A 17476-nucleotide genomic window follows, 5' to 3' on the forward strand; every position below is an offset into this window, starting at 1 on the left:
CGCGGCGGAGACGTCGGCCGGCCGGAGTAGGATCCCGGGTGGGGGCGGCGGCATCGGCATGACCGTGTGCCGCTCCCCCGCCGAACTGCGCGCCGCCTACGACCGGGTCACCCGCCTCGCCGAGCAGAGCTTCGGCTCCGGCGGGGTCTTCGCCGAGCGGTACGTCGAGCACGCCCGGCACGTCGAGGTGCAGATCTTCGGCGACGGGCTGGGCGGCGTGGTGTCCCTGGGCGACCGCGACTGCACGCTGCAACGCCGGCACCAGAAGGTGGTCGAGGAGGCGCCCGCCCCCGGCCTGCCGTCCGCGCTGCGCGAGCGCCTGCACGAGTCCGCGCGGGCGCTCGCGGCGTCCGTCCGCTACCGCTCGGCCGGAACCGTCGAGTTCGTCTACGACCCGGTCCGCGAGGAGGCGTCCTTCCTCGAGGTCAACGCCCGGCTGCAGGTCGAGCACCCCGTCACCGAGGCGGTCACCGGCATCGACCTGGTCGCGTGGATGCTGCGCCTGGCCGGCGGGGACACCGGCCTGCTGCGCCGCTGGGGGACGTCGGTCCCGGTGCGCGGGCACGCGATCGAGGCCCGGGTGTACGCCGAGGACCCCGCCGCCGGGTTCCAGCCCAGTGCCGGCCTGCTGACCGGGGTCGCCCTGCCGTCGGGCCCGGCGGTGCGGGTGGACGGCTGGGTGGAGACGGGCACCGAGGTGTCCACCGCGTACGACCCGCTGCTCGCCAAGGTCATCGTCCACGCCGACGATCGGGCGGACGCGATCGACCGGCTCGGGGCGGCGCTGGCGGACACGCGCATCGACGGCGTCGAGGTGAACCTGGGGCTGCTGCGGGCGATCCCGGCGCTGCCCGCCTTCCGGGACGTCACGCACCACACGACGACGCTGGACACCGTCGGCGACCCGGCGCCGCGCATCACCGTGCGGCGGCCGGGCCTGCTGACCACCGTGCAGGACGCGGACGGGCGCCTCGGCTACTGGCAGGTCGGGGTCCCGCCGTCGGGCGCGATGGACGACCGCTCGCTGCGGGCGGGCAACCGGATCCTCGGCAACGACCCGAACGCGGCCGGGCTGGAGTGCACGGCGACCGGGCCCGCCCTCGCCTTCTCCGCCGCGACCACGGTGTGCGTCACCGGTGCGCCGGCGCCCGTCTCGGTCGACGGCGTCGCCGTTCCGATGTGGACGCCGGTCGACGTGCCGGCGGGGGCGACGCTGGACGTGGGCGCTGCCACGACGGGCCTCCGGACGTACGTCTGCTTCGCCGGCGGCCTCGACGTGCCGCTCTATCTGGGTTCCGCCGCCACCTTCACGCTCGGCAAGTTCGGCGGGCACGGCGGGCGGGCGCTGCGGCCCGGTGACGTGCTGCGGCCCGGAGCCGCCACCGGGACGCCCGGTGCCCCGATCACGGCGCCGGAGTTCGGATCCCACTGGGAGCTGACCGTGGCGATCGGGCCGCACGGCGCCCCCGAGTTCTTCACGCCCGCCGACATGAAAGAGATCCTGTCGGCGCGCTTCGAGGTGCACTTCAACTCCGCGCGTACGGGCGTGCGGCTCATCGGCCCGAAACCGGCGTGGGCGCGCCGCGACGGCGGGGAGGCGGGACTGCACCCGTCGAACATCCACGACAACGCGTACGCGATCGGCGCCCTCGACTTCACCGGCGACACCCCCATCCTGCTCGGGCCGGACGGGCCGTCGCTGGGCGGCTTCGTCTGCCCGGTCACCGTGGTCACCGCCGACCGGTGGAAGCTCGGCCAGCTCCGGCCCGGCGACACCGTGTCCTTCGTGCCCCTGCCCGACGAGAAGCCGGCGCCCCTGCGGGATTTCGTCCCGTCCGGCGACGACGGGATCCTGTTGCGCCGCGACGGGACGCCCTCGGTGACCTACCGGCGCAGCGGGGACGACAACGTGCTCGTCGAGTACGGCGAGATCGTGCTGGACCTGGGACTGCGGGCCCGCGTGCACGCGCTGCACCAGGCGCTGGACGCGCTCGGCGAGCCCGGCATCGTCGACCTCACCCCGGGCATCCGGAGCCTGCAGGTGCACGTCGACCCCCGGCGGCTGCCCGTGTCGCGGCTGCTCGGCCTGCTCACCGAGGTCGAGGACACCCTCCCGGCCGGCTCCGGGCTCGTCGTGCCCAGCCGCCACGTGCGGCTCCCGCTGAGCTGGGACGACCCGGCCACCCGGGAGGCCATCGCGCGCTACATGGCCGGGGTCCGCGACGACGCGCCCTGGACCCCGTGGAACATCGAGTTCATCCGCCGGATCAACGGCCTGGCGACGGTCGATGACGTGTACCGCACGGTCTTCGACGCCGAGTACCTCGTCCTCGGGCTCGGTGACGTCTATCTCGGCGCGCCGGTCGCCACGCCGCTGGACCCCCGGCACCGGCTGGTCACCACGAAGTACAACCCGGCACGCACCTGGACGGCGGAGAACTCGGTCGGCATCGGCGGCGCCTACCTGTGCATCTACGGCATGGAGGGCCCCGGCGGCTACCAGTTCGTCGGGCGGACCACGCAGGTCTGGCGGCCGTACCCGCGCCGGGGTGAACGCCCCTGGCTGCTCGACTTCTTCGACCGGATCAGCTGGTACCCGGTCTCCCCCGAGGAGCTGCTCGACCTGCGCGCCGACCTGGCCGCCGGGCGCACCACACCGGACATCACCGACGGTACGTTCTCGCTGGCCGAGCACGAGGCGTTCCTGGCCGAGCACGCGGATGCCATCGCGGCCTTCCGGCGTACGCAGGCTGCGGCCTTCGCCACCGAACGAGCCGCCTGGGAAGCCGCCGGAGAGTTCGACCGGGCCGACGCCGTCGTGCCGGTGGCCGATGCCGTCGTCCCGGTGGCCGATGCCGTCGTCCCGCCCGGGGGCACGCGCGTCGACGCCCCGTTCGTCGCCAACGTCTGGAAGGTCGAGGTGGCCGTCGGTGACGTGGTCGCGGCCGGTCAGACGCTGGTCGTCCTGGAGGCCATGAAGATGGAGACCTTCGTCGAGGCGCCCGCCGCCGGCGTGGTCACCGCCGTCCTCGCCGCTCCCGGCGCCCAGGTCGCCCCGGGCGACGCCCTGGTGGTCATCGGCCCGGCCTAGCCAGATCGGCACGGACCAGGCCGTAGACGGCGTAGTCGGTCCGGCCCCCGTCCCGCAGGGCGGCGGCGCTGCGCAGCACCCCCTCGAGCCGGAAGCCGGCGGCCACGGCGACGTGCCGGGACGCCGCGTTGCCCGCCGCCGCCACCAGGGCGATGCGCTCCAGCCCGGCGTCGCGCAGCGCCCACTCCGCCAGGACCCGGGTCCCCTCGGCGGCGTAGCCACGCCCGCGCGCCCACGCCGCCGTCCAGTAATGGATCTCCGCGACCCGGTTGTCCCAGTCGGCACCGGTCAGCCCGACGAGCCCGGCCATCCGCCCGGCACCGCGCGGCTCCAGCGCGAACTCCACCTTCCCCGGGTCCGCCCGCCGCGTCTCGGCCCCCGCAGTGCACCACTCGACGGCCGCCGCCAGATCGCCGTGCGCGTGCGCGTATCCGACCGGCGCCCACTGCACGAACCGCTCGTCCTGCCACACGGCATGCACCTCGCCGGCGTCCCGCTCCCCGACCTGCCGCAGGATCAGCCGCTCACTCGCCAACTCAGGAGCCGGAAAACCCGCCATGCCCTGCACCCTAAGCGCTTCGCACCAATCTCCGTCAGCTCACGGCAGGGGGCGGCGCCCACCGGCCGGTAGGCTCCTCCCCCTGCTTCCGGACGGGTCAGTTGTCGGCGGGGGCGAAGTCGAAGTAGTCCATGCCGTGGTTGTAGCCGCTGCTGGCCGCGTTCTTGCCGGTGACCGTGCAGGTCAGCTCGGCCGGGCCGGGCCCGTGCAGGTCGACCACGCCGACCTCCTGCGGGCCGTACGCGGGGCTGACCGCGTAGTGGTCCTTCGGGGTGCCGATCGCGGCGCCGCCGGTCGACCACTGGCAGATGCCGCGGTTGGGGAACATCTTCACGCCGGTGGTCAGCTTGTAGCGGCCCGTGGCCGGGACGGTGAAGCGGTAGGTGATCGCGTTGCCCGGCGCGGTGAAGGTGCCCGTGACGTAGCCCTTGTTGCTGGCGGCGTCCTCGGCCAGCACGAGCACCTGGTTGCCCGTCGGGCTCACCGGGACACGGGCCTCGGCCTCGACGCGGAAGCCGTACTGCGGCTCCAGCACGAAGGTGTCGACGCCGATGCTGTGGCTGCCCTCGGCGCCCGCCCCGGTCACGGTGAACGTGATGGTGTTGTCGCCGGCGCGCAGCGTACGGATGCCGAGGTCGTGGTCGATGAACGAGTAGCCGGTGGAGTAGAGGTCGATCGGGGCGCCGATCGGGGCGCCGTTGATCGCGACCTGGGTGCTGCCGCGGGCGGGCGCGTGCTTGAGCCGCAGCCGGACGCGGTGCGGTCCGGCCGCCGGGACGCGCAGGGTGTACGTGGCCTGGTCGCCCACGGCGTCCGGCTCGAAGAGGCTGAGCAGGCCCTTGCTCGCCGCCGTGTCGGTGATGTCCCAGGCGGGGTCGCCGGCCGACGTGACCGGCGTGACGTCCTCGGCCTCGACGGACGTGACCGGTGACAGCACGACGAGCGATACGGCGTTGGGGCTCAGGGTGTACGCCGCCGGGAGCGCCTTCGCACCCGCGGGCAGCACGTAGTCCTCGACCTTCTCGAGCTCGCCGCCGGACTTGGTGACGTTCCAGTTGCTGTGCGTCGCGTCGACGAGGTAGCGCTGGACGCGTACCTGGCGCCCGTCGAACGTCGCCGGGGGCAGCGTGACGTCGAGCTGCACCGTGCTGCTCGCCGTGCCGGTGTACTGGTAGTTGGTCGTCATCAGCGCGATGCCGGACTCGTCCCGGGTGGCCAGCGTGTTGACGCCGATGCCGCCGGGCGGGGGCGTGCCCGGGGTCGCGAGCCGGTTCCTCTTCAGCATCGTCTGCATCTTGACGACGTTGTAATAGGGGAAGACCGCGCCGTCCACGGCATTGTTGAACATGGACTTGCGCGCGTTGTTGTGCTCGTAGACCCAGTGCATGGGCATGTCCATGTCGCCCTGGACGTAGTAGTTGCCCAGCGTCGCCATGGCCGCCGCGTGGATCACCTGATCCTGCTCGACCGTGCCGAGGGACTGGTCGCCGGCGAAGACGCCGTACTCCGTGACGAAGACGGGCGTCGTCGTGTTCCCCAGCCAGGACTGGATCTGCGCCTTCTGGCCCTGGACCCCGCTGGGGTTCGCGTCGTGGGAGTAGTCGTGGAAGGACACGAAGTCCAGGCGCTTGGCCGGGTTGGTGTCGGCCTTGTAGGCCGCGATGAACCTCTGCAGGTAGTCCGCGTCGAACTCGAACGCCGCCGGGCCGCCGATCTGCAGCTTGAGCGAGGGGTCCAGCTCGGCGTTGACCTCGTTGATGATCGAGTAGCCGATCTGGTACCACTTGTAGTAGTTCTCGGGCGTGAGATAGGTGTCCGTCTCCGGCGGCGCCGGGTCCCAGGTCTTGTCCGGCTCGTTGAAGAACTCGATGTACTGCAGCCCGGGATAGCGCTGCTTCCGGTTTTTGATCCCGGTCTTGAGCACCTCGCGGCACTTCGCCGGCGACTGCAGGGTCATGAGGACCTGGTCGCACTGGCCGAAGTTGATGAGCATCCGGTCGGTGTAGCCCGCCGCCTGGTCGAACGTCTTGTTGGTGAAGGAGTACGTGTCCTTCGTCTCGTCGTAGTACCAGGTCACGTTCCCCCAGCCGCGGCCCACCCGGGGCGCGAGCTCGTCGACCCGGGCCAGGTCCCGCTCGCCCAGCTCGGAGAAGTTCTGGTACCAGGCCGGATTGTTCAGCGTGCCCACCGGCTCGGCGGCGGCATTCACGGCGATCGTCGTCGTGGCAGCCCGGGCGGGCGCCACGTCGACCGTGGTCAGTGACAGACCGGCCACCACGGTCACGACGGCCGCCGCCGCCACGGACCGGGATCCGGCACCCTCGAAGATGGACACTCTGCGTCCCTGTTTGGTCACGGCGAGACCCTACCAACGTCGATCTTGCCCGTGGGGGCAGCGCCGCCAGGGTGACGGCATGCGCATGATCACCCCGCTGCGCCCCACGCTCCGGCACCGCCACGTCGAGGAGAACCTCCGGGTCCAGCACGCCCGACGGGCACGTGGCACGAATCCGTGAGCAGTCGCGGCCGCGATCTCTCTAGCGTTCTTCCTGCGAGCCGGGCCACGACGGTCCGGCCGGGGACGAGGGAGCTTCGGGTCATGCGGGTGCCTGTGCTGGCGATGGTTGTGGCGGGGATCGCTGTCGTGGCGAGCGGGTCGATCGCGCACGCCGCGACGGCGGAGGCGGGCACGGCCGGCCCGTGCGCGGAGGGTGCGCTGGCGGTGCTCGTGGAGGACGGCGGCATCACCGGCGACGAGGACGCCTGGTTCGAGGAGGTACGGCTGACGCTGACCAACACGGCGTCCGAGGCGTGCCGGGTCGAGGGGCCGCTCGGGGTGCGGCTCACCGGGCCGAAGTCGCAGGCGTTCGCCGCGGCGCTCGACGTGCCCGCGAGCGACGGCGCCCACGACGGGGTCGTGCTGGGCGCGGGCAAGTCGGCACACGCGACCGTGCGGGTCCAGGTGCTGCCCGGCGCCGAGGACGTCTGGGAGCCGGGCTGGATGCGGGTGCGGCTGGCGGGCACCGGGGTGTCGCTCGTCGCGGCGTGGCCGGAGGGGCTCGCCATCACGCAGCTCACGGCTCCCCTGCCGGGCACCGGCCTGCCCAACAGCGTCGGCCCGCTGACCGCGGGGGCGTGACGACCGGCGCCCGTACGACAGGAGAGAGGGGAAGGCGTGACACGGTTGACTATCGTCCGGCCCATGCAACGGATAGGTAGTGACTGAGCGTCGAGTGATCTGAAGATCGAGCAGTCCCCGCGGCTACCCTGGCGCGGCACCGGACCAGTCGGGAAAGAGTGAATGAGCGACCCTCAGCATCGGGACCGTGACCGCGCGTGGCGCAAGGGAACCGCGGCGGCCGGCCTGGCCGTGATCGCGGCGCTGATCGTGGCCCCCGCGGCGCCCGCGGCGGCGATCGCACGCGGGCAGAACGCGCCGGTCGGGAAGTACCCGTTCGCGGTGAAGATCATCGACAACGGCATCCCGACCGCGGACGGCGGCACCCGCGACAGCGCCTGCTCCGGCGGGCTCATCTCCCCGAGCTGGATCCTCACGGCCGGTCACTGCTTCCGCGACGTCAACGGCAAGCACGTCTCCCGCACGGTCGCCGAGGAGACGATCGCGGTGATCAACCGGGCGGACCTCACCACCGACGAGGGCCACGAGCTGAACATCGTGGCGGTCAAGCAGAACAAGAAGGCCGATGTCGCCCTCGCCAAGCTGGAGGAGCCGGTCTTCGACGTCGCCCCGATGGTGCTGACCCGCAAGGCGCCCAAGGTGGGCTCGACCGTCCGCCTCACCGGCTACGGCTTCACCAGCCGCAACGCGAAGAAGCTGCCGCAGCGCATGCAGACCGGCACGTTCGAGGTGACGTCGGTCGGCGACATCGAGATCGGCATGGAGGGCAAGGCGCCGCACGCCAACACGAGCGCGTGCGAGCACGACTCGGGCGGCCCCTACTTCACCGAGGCCGCGGACGGCACGGTGACCGTGGTCGGCGTGGTCAGTCACGGGCCGTCGTGCCCGCACACCGGCGCCGACGCGGCCGGGCGCATCGACAACATCCTGCCCTGGATCAAGTCGGTCGTCGGCAAGGACCTCAACCGGCCGTCGCCTAGCCCGTCGCCGAGCCCTTCCGCGAGCGCCCGGGCGAGCACCGTCGCCGCCCCGGCGCCCACGACCGCCGGCTTCACCGTGCCGAAGGCCGCCTGGGTCGCCGTACCCGTCGGCGGCGTGGCCGTGATCGGCGCTGCCGTCGCCGCAGCCACCCGCCGCTCCCGGCGCCGCGAGGACGCCTTCCGCCACCGCCGCTGACCGGCGAGCCGGCCCCTCGCCTCGGGTCCAGCGGGGCCGCGCCCACCGCGCCGGGATCCGCGCCTCCCGCCGGTCGCGACCAATCTTCGCGTTGGGCCTCCCGCGGGACGGCCGCTCGTTATGGTTTCTCTGACCGGCCCGCCACGGCCGGCTCGGCAGCCGCGGCAGTCCGGATCCGATCCCGCCGCGCGACGTACTCATTCTTCCGCACCCGCCCGGCATGACCCGCGCTGACTCGGGCCCCGGGCCGATGCACCGTGCCCGTCAAGCGCGGGCCCACACGCCAGGGAGCACCACATGTTCGGAAAGAAGCTCGTCCGGCAGATGATCGGCCGCAGCGCGGAGAACGCGACCGACCGGCGCCGGTTCCTGCAGAGCGCCGGCGCCGTCGGACTCGGCGTCGTCGGCGGCGGCATGCTCGCCGGCTCCGCCGCGGAGGCGGCGCTCGGGGAGTCGGCGGCCGCGGCGGCGCCCAGCGACGGCGCGGTGCTCAACTTCGCGCTCAACCTCGAATATCTCGAGGCGGAGTTCTATCTGCACGCGGTCAACGGCTCCGGCCTCGCCGACACCTTCACCACCGGCAAGGGGACGCGCGGCGGCGTCACCGGCGGCCGCAAGGTCAACTTCGAGACCGCCGCGGTCCGCCAGTACGCCCAGGAGATCGCCAACGACGAGCGCGCCCACGTCAACTTCCTGCGCGGCGCGCTCGGCGGGGCGGCGGTGGCGCGGCCGGCCATCGACATCCGCGACAGCTTCACCGCGGCGGCCCGGGCGGCGGGACTCATCGGGGCCGACGACACGTTCGACCCGTACGCCAACGAGAACAACTTCCTGCTGGCCGCCTTCCTGTTCGAGGACGTCGGCGTGACGGCGTACAAGGGCGCGGCGCCGCTGATCACGAACAAGACCTATCTGGAGGCGGCGGCCGGCATCCTCGCCGCCGAGGCCTACCACGCCTCGACGATCCGTACGTCGCTGTTCGAGAAGGGCCTGAGCGCCCAGGTGGAGAAGCTCTCCGCCGCCCGCAACTCGCTGGACGGCAAGGGCGACGACGACCAGGGCCTGATGGTGGGCGACCGGGCGAACATCAACCCGCTCGACAAGAGCGGCGTCGCCTACAGCCGTACGCCCGGCAAGGTCCTCAACATCGTCTACCTCAACCCGGGCAAGGTCAGCCGGGGCGGCTTCTACCCCAAGGGCGTCAACGGCACGGTCCGCGTCAGCGGCTGAGCCCTTCCGTCGGGCACCCGCTCCGCGACCTCGCCGGGGCGGGTGTCCCACGTCAGAGAACGGACGACCGCACGTGACCCAGCTCTCCGAGAAGCCGCGCCTCACCACGGCCGTCGCGCCCAAGGTGCGGCTCGCCACCGCGCTCGGCCCGGCGTTCGTCGCGGCCATCGCCTATCTGGACCCCGGCAACTTCGCCACCAACTTCGCCGGCGGGTCCAGCACCGGCTACCAGCTGGTCTGGGTCGTGGTCCTGGCGAACCTCGTGGCCATGCCGATCCAGTACCTCGCGGCGAAGCTGGGCGTCGTCACCGGCCGCAGCCTGCCCCGGCTGTGCCGCGAGACGATGACCCGCCGCGGCCGGTGGCTGATGTGGGCGCAGGCCGAGCTGGTGGCCATGGCCACCGACCTGGCCGAGTTCGTCGGCGCGGCGATCGGCCTCAACCTGCTCTTCGGCATGCCGCTGCCGCTGGCCGCCGTCGTCACCGCCGTGCTGGCCTTCGCCGTGCTGGCCTTCCAGCGCCGCGGGCACCGCCCCTTCGAGCTGGCCGTCGGCTTCCTGCTCGCCCTCATCTGCGCCGGCTTCCTCTACCTGACCCTGCGCGTGCCGCCCTCGGCCCCCGGCGTCCTCACCGGACTGGTGCCCTCCTTCGGCGGATCGGACACGCTGCTGCTCGCCGTCGGCATCATCGGGGCGACCGTGATGCCGCACGCCATCTACCTGCACTCCGGGCTGATGAGCCACCGCGTCGCCCGCGCCGGCAGCTGCCCGCCCGGCCGGCTGCTGCGGTACGCCCGCATCGACATCGTCATCGCCATGGGCATCGCCGGCCTCGTCAACCTCAGCATGCTCGCCGTCGCCGCGAAGCTCTTCCACGACGGGCCGGGCACGCCCGCGATCGGCCTGGACGCCGTGCACTCCCGGCTCGGCGAGGCCGTCGGCGGCAGCGTCGCGCTGGCCTTCGCCGCCGCCCTGCTCGCCTCCGGCGTGTCGTCGTCCAGCGTCGGCACGGCGGCGGGCCAGATCATCATGGACGGCTTCCTCGACCTGCGGATCGCCGTCTGGCTGCGCCGGGCGGTCACCATGGCGCCGGCGGTCGTCCTGCTCGTCTCCGGCGTCGACCCGACCCGGGCGCTGGTCTGGAGCCAGGTGGCGCTCTCCTTCGGCATCCCCTTCGCGCTCGGCGCCCTGCTGCGCCTCACCAGCCGCCGCGACATCATGGGCAGCCACGTCAACACCCCGCTGGTGACGGCCGGGATGGCGCTGGTCGTCGCCGTGCTCGCCGGGCTGAACATCATGCTGCTCGGCCAGCAGCTCGCCGCCTGGCTCGGGATCTGATCGACCCTCCACCCAGGACGAGACAGCGGGAACCGGACGGGCGCGCCGGACGACCTATGCAGCATGACTGCGACCTCGCCTGCCACGTCCGCTCCCCCGGCGCCGGGACAGGGGGCCGCGCCCCGGCGCGGATTCGGGCCCCTGCTGCTCCGCCTGCATTTCTACGCCGGCCTCGTCGTCGCCCCGTTCGTGCTGCTTGCGGCGCTGACCGGGCTGGCGTACGCGTTCACGCCGCAGATCGAGCGCGTCGTCCACGCCGAGCAGCTCGTCGTCGCGCCGGGTGACGCCCCGCGGGCGCTCTCCGAGCAGGTCGCCGCGGCGCGCGCCGCGCATCCCGAGGGCTCGCTCGCCGCGGTGCGGCCCGGTTCCGGGGACACGACCACCCAGGTCGACTTCACCGCGCCCGGGCTCGACGACGAACACAAGCACACGGTGTACGTGAACCAGTACACCGCCACGGTCACCGGTCAGCTGACCACGTGGTGGGCGGCCACCCCCGTGCGTACCTGGTTCGACGACATGCACACGAACCTCAACCTCGGCCCGATCGGCCTGTACTACTCCGAGTTCGCCGCCAGCTGGCTGTGGGTCGTCGCGCTGGGCGGGGTGGCCCTGTGGTGGCGGCGCCAGCGGGGCCGGCGGAGCGCCCGCACGCTGCTCGCCCCGGATCTCGCCGCGAAGAAGGGCGTCCGGCGCACCCGCAGCTGGCACGCGTCCCTGGGCCTGTGGCTGTCCGTCGGGCTGCTGTTCCTGTCGGCCACCGGGCTGACCTGGTCGGAGTACGCGGGCGCCAACTTCGGCAAGCTCGTCGACGGCCTGCACGGCAGCCGGCCCGCCGTGTCCACCGCACTCGCCGCCCCGGCCGCGGCCCCGGCGGCCGGGGAGCACGCCGAGCACGGCGGCGGCGCGCCCGCGGTCTCGCCCGCGGTCGACCCGGCGGTCATCGACAAGGTCCTGCAGACGGCGACGGCGAACGGCATCGGCGGCCGGCTGACGGTCACCCCGCCCGCCGAGGCCGGCGCCGCGTGGACGGTCACCGAGGAGGACGCGCGGTGGCCGGTCGGGCGCGACAGCATCGCCGTCGACGGGACGACCGGCGAGATCAGCGACCGGATCGACTTCGCCGACTGGCCGGTCCTGGCGAAGCTCACGCAGTGGGGCATCTACGCGCACATGGGCGATCTCTTCGGCCTGGCGAACCAGCTCGTGCTCGCCGCGCTCGCCCTCGGACTGATCACCGTCATCGTCTGGGGCTACCGGATGTGGTGGCAGCGCCGGCCGACCCGCGCCGACCGGCGGGCCCTGGCCGGTGCCCCGCCCGCGCGCGGCGCCTGGCAGCAGCTGCCGTCCTGGGGCATCGTGCTCGGCGTGCCCGTGGTGTTCGCGATCGGCTGGTTCATGCCGCTGTTCGGCGTTCCGCTGGCCGGCTTCCTGCTGATCGACGTCCTCGTAGGAGCGCTGCGCCGGCGCAGGCGGCCGGTGCCGGTCTCCCCGGCGCCGGCCGGCAGCTGAACCGCGCCGGCCGGGAGCGCGGGGCTCCCGGCCGGCCGGCGCTCATCCCAGCAGCTGCTCGCCGATCCAGCCGCCCTCGGCGCACCCCGGCGGGATCGCGAAGACGGCGGAGCCGATCGGCGTGATCCACTCGTTGAGCAGGTCCTTGTCGGCGAGCCGCTGCTGGATGGGCACGAACTGGGCGGCGACGTCCCGCTGGTACGCCGCGAAGATCAGCCCCGCGTCCGGCTGCCCGAGCGCGTCCGGGGCGCCGTCGTAGTTGTACGGCCGGCGCAGGATCTTGCGGGCCGGATCCTCCACGCGGGCGCGGGTGACGTGCGAGAAGTCCGGCATCTTCGGCAGCCCCGAGGCGTCCAGGGCGGCGAAGTCGGGCCGGTCGTGCTCGGCCGTGCCGCTCAGCGGCGCCCCGGAGCCGAGGCGGCGGCCGACCGCGTTCTCCTTGTCGGCGACCGCGAGCAGGTCCCACTTCTCGATCTCGGCGCGGATGCGGCGCACGACGAGCTGGGTCGAGCCGTCCGGGTTCCACACCGCCTGGTCGATCTCGGCGCCGCGCGGGTTGGCGGTGCCGTCGAGCTGACCCATGACGTTGCGTTGGGTGTGCTCGGCCGACTGCACGCCGGGGCTGCGCCGGAAGCCCTGCTGCACCCAGCGCACCGCCGCGAACGGCCGCGCGTCCTTGATGAGCATGCGCTGGGTGTGCGCCACGGTCAGCGGGTCGTCGGCGCAGATCTGCAGCAGCAGGTCGCCGCCCGACCACCGCCGTTCCAGCCGGTCGATCGGGAAGGCGGGGAGGTCGGCGACCGGGGACTTCGCGCCGGCCCGGGTGTGCAGCCCCGGGCCGAAGCCGAACGTGACGGTCAGCCGGGCGGGCAGCTCCGCCAGGGTCGCGTCCGTGTCGCCGAGCGCCGGGGCGCCCCGGGTGAGGCGGGCGGCGTCGTCGGACAGCAGGCGCATCATGCGGCCCAGGGCCCGCCTGTCCGTGCCCGCGGCGAGCGTGAACGCGACGAACGCGGCATGCGCGGGCGGGTCCTCGGCGACCCCGGCCTGCCTCGGACCGTGGAACGCGACGGTGGCCGTACCCGTGTCCGGGGTGGTGGTGGCAGCGACCGGGACCGGCGGCTCCGGGCGGGTCGCGGCGACCACCGTGGCCCCCGCGACCGCACCCAGCCCGGCCACCGCGCCCCCGGTGAGGATGCGGCGGCGCGACGTCACGGGGCCATGCTCCCCATGGGCATCGCGGGGGACGGCGCGTAGCTCTCGCCCGCGCCGGCGAACGGCTTCGCGACCGCGGTGAACGGCACCGTGGTGCCGTCGGCGAGCTTGAGCGTGAACGACACCTCGTCGCCCGCCTCGATCGCCGCGGCCGGCTTCATGAGCATCAGGTGGTCGCCGCCGGGGCCCAGCTCGTGGGTGCCGTGCGCCTTGACGACGAAGCCGCCCTCCTTGGGCTGCATCACCATCTGGCCGTCCTTCATGGTCATCTCGTGCAGCTCCATCGGCGACGCCGGGGACTCCGCGGAGACCACGGTGACATCGGCGCCGGTGTCGTTGGTCAGCACGCCGAACGCGGCCGTCATGGTGCCGGCGGTGGCCGCCTTGACCCACGGGTCCTTGATCGTGAGGGTGGTGGCCGCCGAGGGCGCCGGGGCGGGGGCCGCCGCGCTGTCGGTGGAGTCGCCGCAGCCGGCGAGGCCGAGCAGGGCGCCCGCGAGTGCCACGGCCGCGAGGGTCGGATTCTTTCGCATGCAGTCTTCGTCGGGCGGCCCCGGCCGGAAGTTCCCGGCGTGATCAACCTTCCCGATGCGCGGCGAGGAAGGCGTTGTAGCGGGCGAGGTCGTCCTCCTCCCCCGACGCCTCGGCGCGGTCGGCGGCGCGGTCGAGGCGGGCCTGCTCGCGCTCGTCGGAGCGGATCCACTGGCGGACCAGCAGCAGCATGATCACCGCGGCGGGCACCTCGCCGAACGCCCACGCCAGCCCGGCGCCCAGGTGCTGGTCGGCCGTCAGCGAGGACGCCCACGCCGGATGCACGGAGGTGTACCAGCCGGCGGCGATGACCTCGGTGGACTGCAACAGCACGAACCCGAAGAACGCGTGCGCCACCATGGACAGGAAGTGCACGACGGTCAGCAGCGCGGGGTGGATCCGGCGCCGGCCCGGGTCGATCCCGATCAGCACCCAGAAGAGCAGGTAGCCGGCCAGCACGAAGTGCACGAGCATCGCGAGGTGCCCGAGGTGGTAGCGCATGATCGTGCCGAGCAGGTCGCTCAGGTAGAGCCCGTAGAGGCCGGCCACGTAGATCGCCAGCGCGACCACCGGGTGGCTGAGCACCCGCAGCAGCCGGCTGTGCAGCACGACCAGCAGCCACTCCCGGGCACCGCGCACCTGCGGGTCGGCCGGCCTGCGCAGCGCCCGCAGGGCCAGGGTGACCGGCGCGCCGCCGACCAGCAGGATCGGCACAACCATCGACAAGACCATGTGCTGGACCATGTGCACGCTGAAGAGGACGTACGCGTACTTGGCCACGCCGAGGCACGTGAACGCCCCGAGCACCAGCAGCCCGGCCACCCAGGATGCGGTGCGTGCCGGCGGCCAGTCGTGCCCGGCGCGGCGCAGGCGGCGCACGCCCGCCAGGTACCAGAAGATGCCGACCGCCACGACGGTCAGGAAGAACATGTCCGGCAGCGGGTTGCCCAGCAGCCGCGCCGCCGTGATCGGCCCCGGCTGGTCGAAGCCGAGCAGCTCCACCAGGGGGTCGGGGACGGCCTCGGTCTCGGGCACCGGCGTGGGGCTGCGCGACAGGGCCACGGCGAGCCCGACCGCGGCGCTCAGCACGACCAGCTCACCGGCGGCGAGGCGGAGGAAGGCGTACGGCCGGCCGGCCCGCAGCGCCGGGAGCGTGCGGCTGCGGTGGGCGGCCCCGAGCAGCCCCACGGCCAGCAGCGCCAGCACCTTCAGCAGGACCAGGACGCCGTACCGGGAGCCGAGGAGCTCGGAGACGCTGCCCAGCCGGACCGCCGCGTTGGCCGTGCCGCTGACCGCCGTCGCCACGAAACACGCGAGGGCGAGCCGGCTGTAGCGGTCCGCGGTGTCCACGAAGCGGCGGTGGCGGCGTACGAGAAGCAGTCCGGCGAGACCACCCACCCACAGCGACGCCGCGAGGACGTGCAGGGCCAGGCTGGTGACCGCGATCTGGTGGTCCCCGGCGCCCGCCGAGTGCCCGGTGAAGGCCGGCGGCAGCAGCGCGACCATCGCCACGACGGCGGTGACCGCGGCGAGCGCACGCGACACGCCGCACCGGGTGAGGACCGCCAGCAGCAGCGCGAGCCCCGCCTGCGTGACCAGAGCCTGCCCCTGGTTGATGGAGAAGGCGAAGCTGGTCACCGACTGCCCGCTCAACCGCCCCACGGGTACGCCGAGCAGGTCGGACACGGTGAACACGACGAGCGCCACCGAGCTCGCCGCCCAGCCCAGCGCCAGCCACGTGCACCGGCGCAGCAGCCGCCAGCCGTGGGCCGCCACGCTCGGACCGTCCCCGGGCAGCAGGAACGCCGCAGTCGCGGTGAGCCCGGCGGTCAGGACGCCGAGGACGTTCGCGATCATGGTCAGCGCGGGCAGCCCCCACAGCGTCAGGCCGCCGGGGCTGGGGATGCCGGGCAGCACGCCGCCGTCCACCGCCCCGCCGAAGAGCAACGCCGCCACCAGGACCACCACGCCCGTCCCCGTCGCCGCAGCGACCAGGAACGGCGTCTTCACCGCACTACGCACCCCGCAACAGTCGCTCCGCCCGGCCGGAAAGTTCCCTACGGGACATCCCGGTTCCGCCGCGGCGGCGGGTCGCGAGCGGGCGGATGATCCGGCGCTCGACCTCGGGGGCGTACGGCCGGCCCGTCACCCGCGCGATCAGCTGCCCTCCGACCCTCGCTGCCCGGCACGGCCATGCGCATCCCCGGCCCGCACCCGCACGGCTACGTGCCGATCGAGGGCCTCGGGCTGGTCGACTACACGGCGATGAACCCGTCGGTGATGGGCGCGAGCGGCGAGATGATCTCCACGACGGCCGACCTCGACCGGTTCTTCGGCGCCCTGCTCGGCGGCCGGCTCCTGCCCGCCGGCCTGCTCCGGGCGATGAAGACCCCCGGCGGCACCCGGGAGTACGGGCTCGGGCTCGCGTGGTGGCAGCACACCACCTGCGGCGTCGAGGTCTACGGCAACGACGGCGACGCGCTGGCCTACCAAACCTGGTCCTACACGACGGAGGACCGGCGCCGGCAGGCCACGATCGCGGTGACACCCGACTTCACCGGCGATGTCGGGGCGGCCGTCGACACGTTCCTGGACCGGGTGTTCTGCGGCCCGTAGGGTCGGATCATGACGCTTCCCGCCGATCTGGTCCAGGCTGGCTGGGCCACCGAGGGCCTGGAGCACGGGTCCGCCAACGAGGTCACCGGCGGGGTGTGGCGGGTCCGCCGCGACGACGGTCCCGTGGTGCTCAAGGTGGCCACGCCGCGGCGCGCGGGCGCCCTGCCCCACCTGGCGGCGAGCACGGACCCCGGCCACTTCAACTACTGGCGGCGCGAGCCCTGCGCGTACGAGGCCGGCCTGCCCGCCGCGGTCTTCGCCGAGGGCGGCCTGTCCGCGCCCGCCTGCCTGTCCGTGCAGGAGCGGGCGGACGGGTCGGTGGCCATGTGGCTGGAGGACGTGCCGGGCGCGGCGGGCACGTCGTTCGGCCCGGCCGGGCTGGGCGACGTCGCGTACCGGCTGGGCCTGGGCCAGGCCGCGTGGGCGAACCGGCCGCCGTGGGACGCGCCGTGGCTGGCCCGCGACTTCCTCACCGACGGCGGGCTCGGGCTGCCCGTGCCCGCCGGCCTGGACTGGGAGCATCCGGCGGCGGTCGCGGCCTGGTCGCCGGGGCTGCGGGCCGGGCTGCGCAGCCTGTGGGAGCGGCGCCTCGAGGTGCTGGCGGCGGCGCGCGCCCTGCCCCGCACGATGTGCCACCACGACGTGTGGCCGATGAACCTGATCGGCGCCGCGCGCGGCCCGGTGCTGCTGGACTGGGCGCACGTGGGCCCCGGCGCGATCGGCGAGGACGCGGCGAACCTCGCGCTGGACGCGTTCTTCGACGGCTTCCTCGACGTGACGCTGCTCGCCGAGGTGGTCGCCACGGTGAGCGAGGCTTACGTACGGGGGCTGCGCGGCGTCGTGGATCCCGATGTCGCGCACCGGGCGATCCGGGTCGCGGGGGCGGCGAAGTTCTTCTGGATGGCGCCGCGGATGCTCGCCACGGCCGACGCGACACCGGCCGGGTCCGGCTACGACAAGCGCGACGTGGCGGCGCGCTTCGCGGGGCGCGAGCCGATCCTGCGGGTGATCGCGTCCTGGGCGTCCGAGATCACCGGGAACTAACGGGGGCGAGCGAGCGACTTGTGCTCCGAC

General features: G+C 73.6%; 13 protein-coding genes. 8 read left to right on the forward strand and 5 right to left on the reverse strand.

The window, feature by feature from the left end; translation table 11 throughout:
* A partial coding sequence (uca, locus tag RBH18_RS20815; protein WP_306210270.1) for an urea carboxylase occupies window positions 1-3091 on the forward strand: 3091 nt, incomplete at its 5' end.
* Here uca and RBH18_RS20820 read toward each other — a convergent pair.
* Together RBH18_RS20820 and RBH18_RS20825 are read right to left on the reverse strand one after the other, a co-directional pair.
* On the reverse strand, window positions 3075-3650 hold the full coding sequence (locus RBH18_RS20820) for a GNAT family N-acetyltransferase (RefSeq protein WP_306210272.1): 576 nt from the start codon (window positions 3648-3650) through the stop codon (window positions 3075-3077). The two genes, uca and RBH18_RS20820, sit on opposite strands and share 17 nt — an antisense overlap.
* Window positions 3651-3747: 97 nt before the next feature.
* Window positions 3748-5985, reverse strand: coding sequence for a glycosyl hydrolase (locus RBH18_RS20825; protein ID WP_306210274.1), 2238 nt, complete (start codon window positions 5983-5985; stop codon window positions 3748-3750).
* A gap of 264 nt (window positions 5986-6249) precedes the next feature.
* On the opposite strand from RBH18_RS20825, the gene RBH18_RS20830 reads away from it, so the two are divergent.
* The 5 genes from RBH18_RS20830 to RBH18_RS20850 all read left to right on the forward strand — a co-directional run bounded on the left by RBH18_RS20830 (window position 6250) and on the right by RBH18_RS20850 (window position 12043).
* A complete protein-coding gene (locus RBH18_RS20830) occupies window positions 6250-6789 on the forward strand; it encodes a DUF4232 domain-containing protein (protein WP_306210277.1) in 540 nt (179 codons plus the stop codon).
* Between the two features lie 162 nt (window positions 6790-6951).
* Entirely contained in the window at window positions 6952-7965 is a 1014-nt protein-coding gene (locus tag RBH18_RS20835) for a S1 family peptidase (RefSeq protein WP_306210279.1), read from the forward strand.
* A gap of 297 nt (window positions 7966-8262) precedes the next feature.
* The gene (locus RBH18_RS20840; RefSeq protein ID WP_306210281.1) at window positions 8263-9195 is read left to right on the forward strand and encodes a ferritin-like domain-containing protein; all 933 of its coding nucleotides are present in this window, start codon (window positions 8263-8265) and stop codon (window positions 9193-9195) included.
* Between the two features lie 73 nt (window positions 9196-9268).
* Window positions 9269-10531, forward strand: coding sequence for an Nramp family divalent metal transporter (locus RBH18_RS20845; RefSeq protein WP_306210283.1), 1263 nt, complete (start codon window positions 9269-9271; stop codon window positions 10529-10531).
* 63 nt (window positions 10532-10594) lie between these two features.
* Window positions 10595-12043 carry a PepSY-associated TM helix domain-containing protein gene (locus tag RBH18_RS20850; protein ID WP_306210285.1) on the forward strand — a complete coding sequence of 483 codons (1449 nt, stop codon included), beginning with the start codon at window positions 10595-10597 and terminating at the stop codon, window positions 12041-12043.
* A gap of 42 nt (window positions 12044-12085) precedes the next feature.
* On the opposite strand, the gene RBH18_RS20855 is transcribed toward RBH18_RS20850, so the two are convergent.
* From RBH18_RS20855 to RBH18_RS20865, 3 genes are read right to left on the reverse strand one after another with little or no spacing between them, the layout of a single operon-like run.
* A complete protein-coding gene (locus RBH18_RS20855) occupies window positions 12086-13255 on the reverse strand; it encodes a Dyp-type peroxidase (protein WP_306210287.1) in 1170 nt (389 codons plus the stop codon).
* Window positions 13252-13788: a copper chaperone PCu(A)C gene (locus RBH18_RS20860; protein WP_306210289.1), complete on the reverse strand. Its 537-nt coding sequence runs from the start codon at window positions 13786-13788 to the stop codon at window positions 13252-13254. The genes RBH18_RS20855 and RBH18_RS20860 overlap by 4 nt, the downstream gene beginning before the upstream one ends.
* 43 nt (window positions 13789-13831) lie before the next feature.
* Window positions 13832-15808, reverse strand: coding sequence for a cytochrome c oxidase assembly protein (locus tag RBH18_RS20865; protein WP_306210291.1), 1977 nt, complete (start codon window positions 15806-15808; stop codon window positions 13832-13834).
* Between the two features lie 171 nt (window positions 15809-15979).
* On the opposite strand from RBH18_RS20865, the gene RBH18_RS20870 reads away from it, so the two are divergent.
* Both RBH18_RS20870 and RBH18_RS20875 read left to right on the forward strand, forming a co-directional pair.
* Window positions 15980-16402: a serine hydrolase family protein gene (locus RBH18_RS20870; RefSeq protein WP_306210293.1), complete on the forward strand. Its 423-nt coding sequence runs from the start codon at window positions 15980-15982 to the stop codon at window positions 16400-16402.
* 9 nt (window positions 16403-16411) lie between these two features.
* On the forward strand, window positions 16412-17446 hold the full coding sequence (locus RBH18_RS20875) for an aminoglycoside phosphotransferase (protein ID WP_306210295.1): 1035 nt from the start codon (window positions 16412-16414) through the stop codon (window positions 17444-17446).
* Window positions 17447-17476: the final 30 nt, after the last annotated feature.

The sequence above is a fragment of the Actinoplanes oryzae genome (assembly GCF_030757795.1).
Classification (GTDB): domain Bacteria; phylum Actinomycetota; class Actinomycetes; order Mycobacteriales; family Micromonosporaceae; genus Actinoplanes.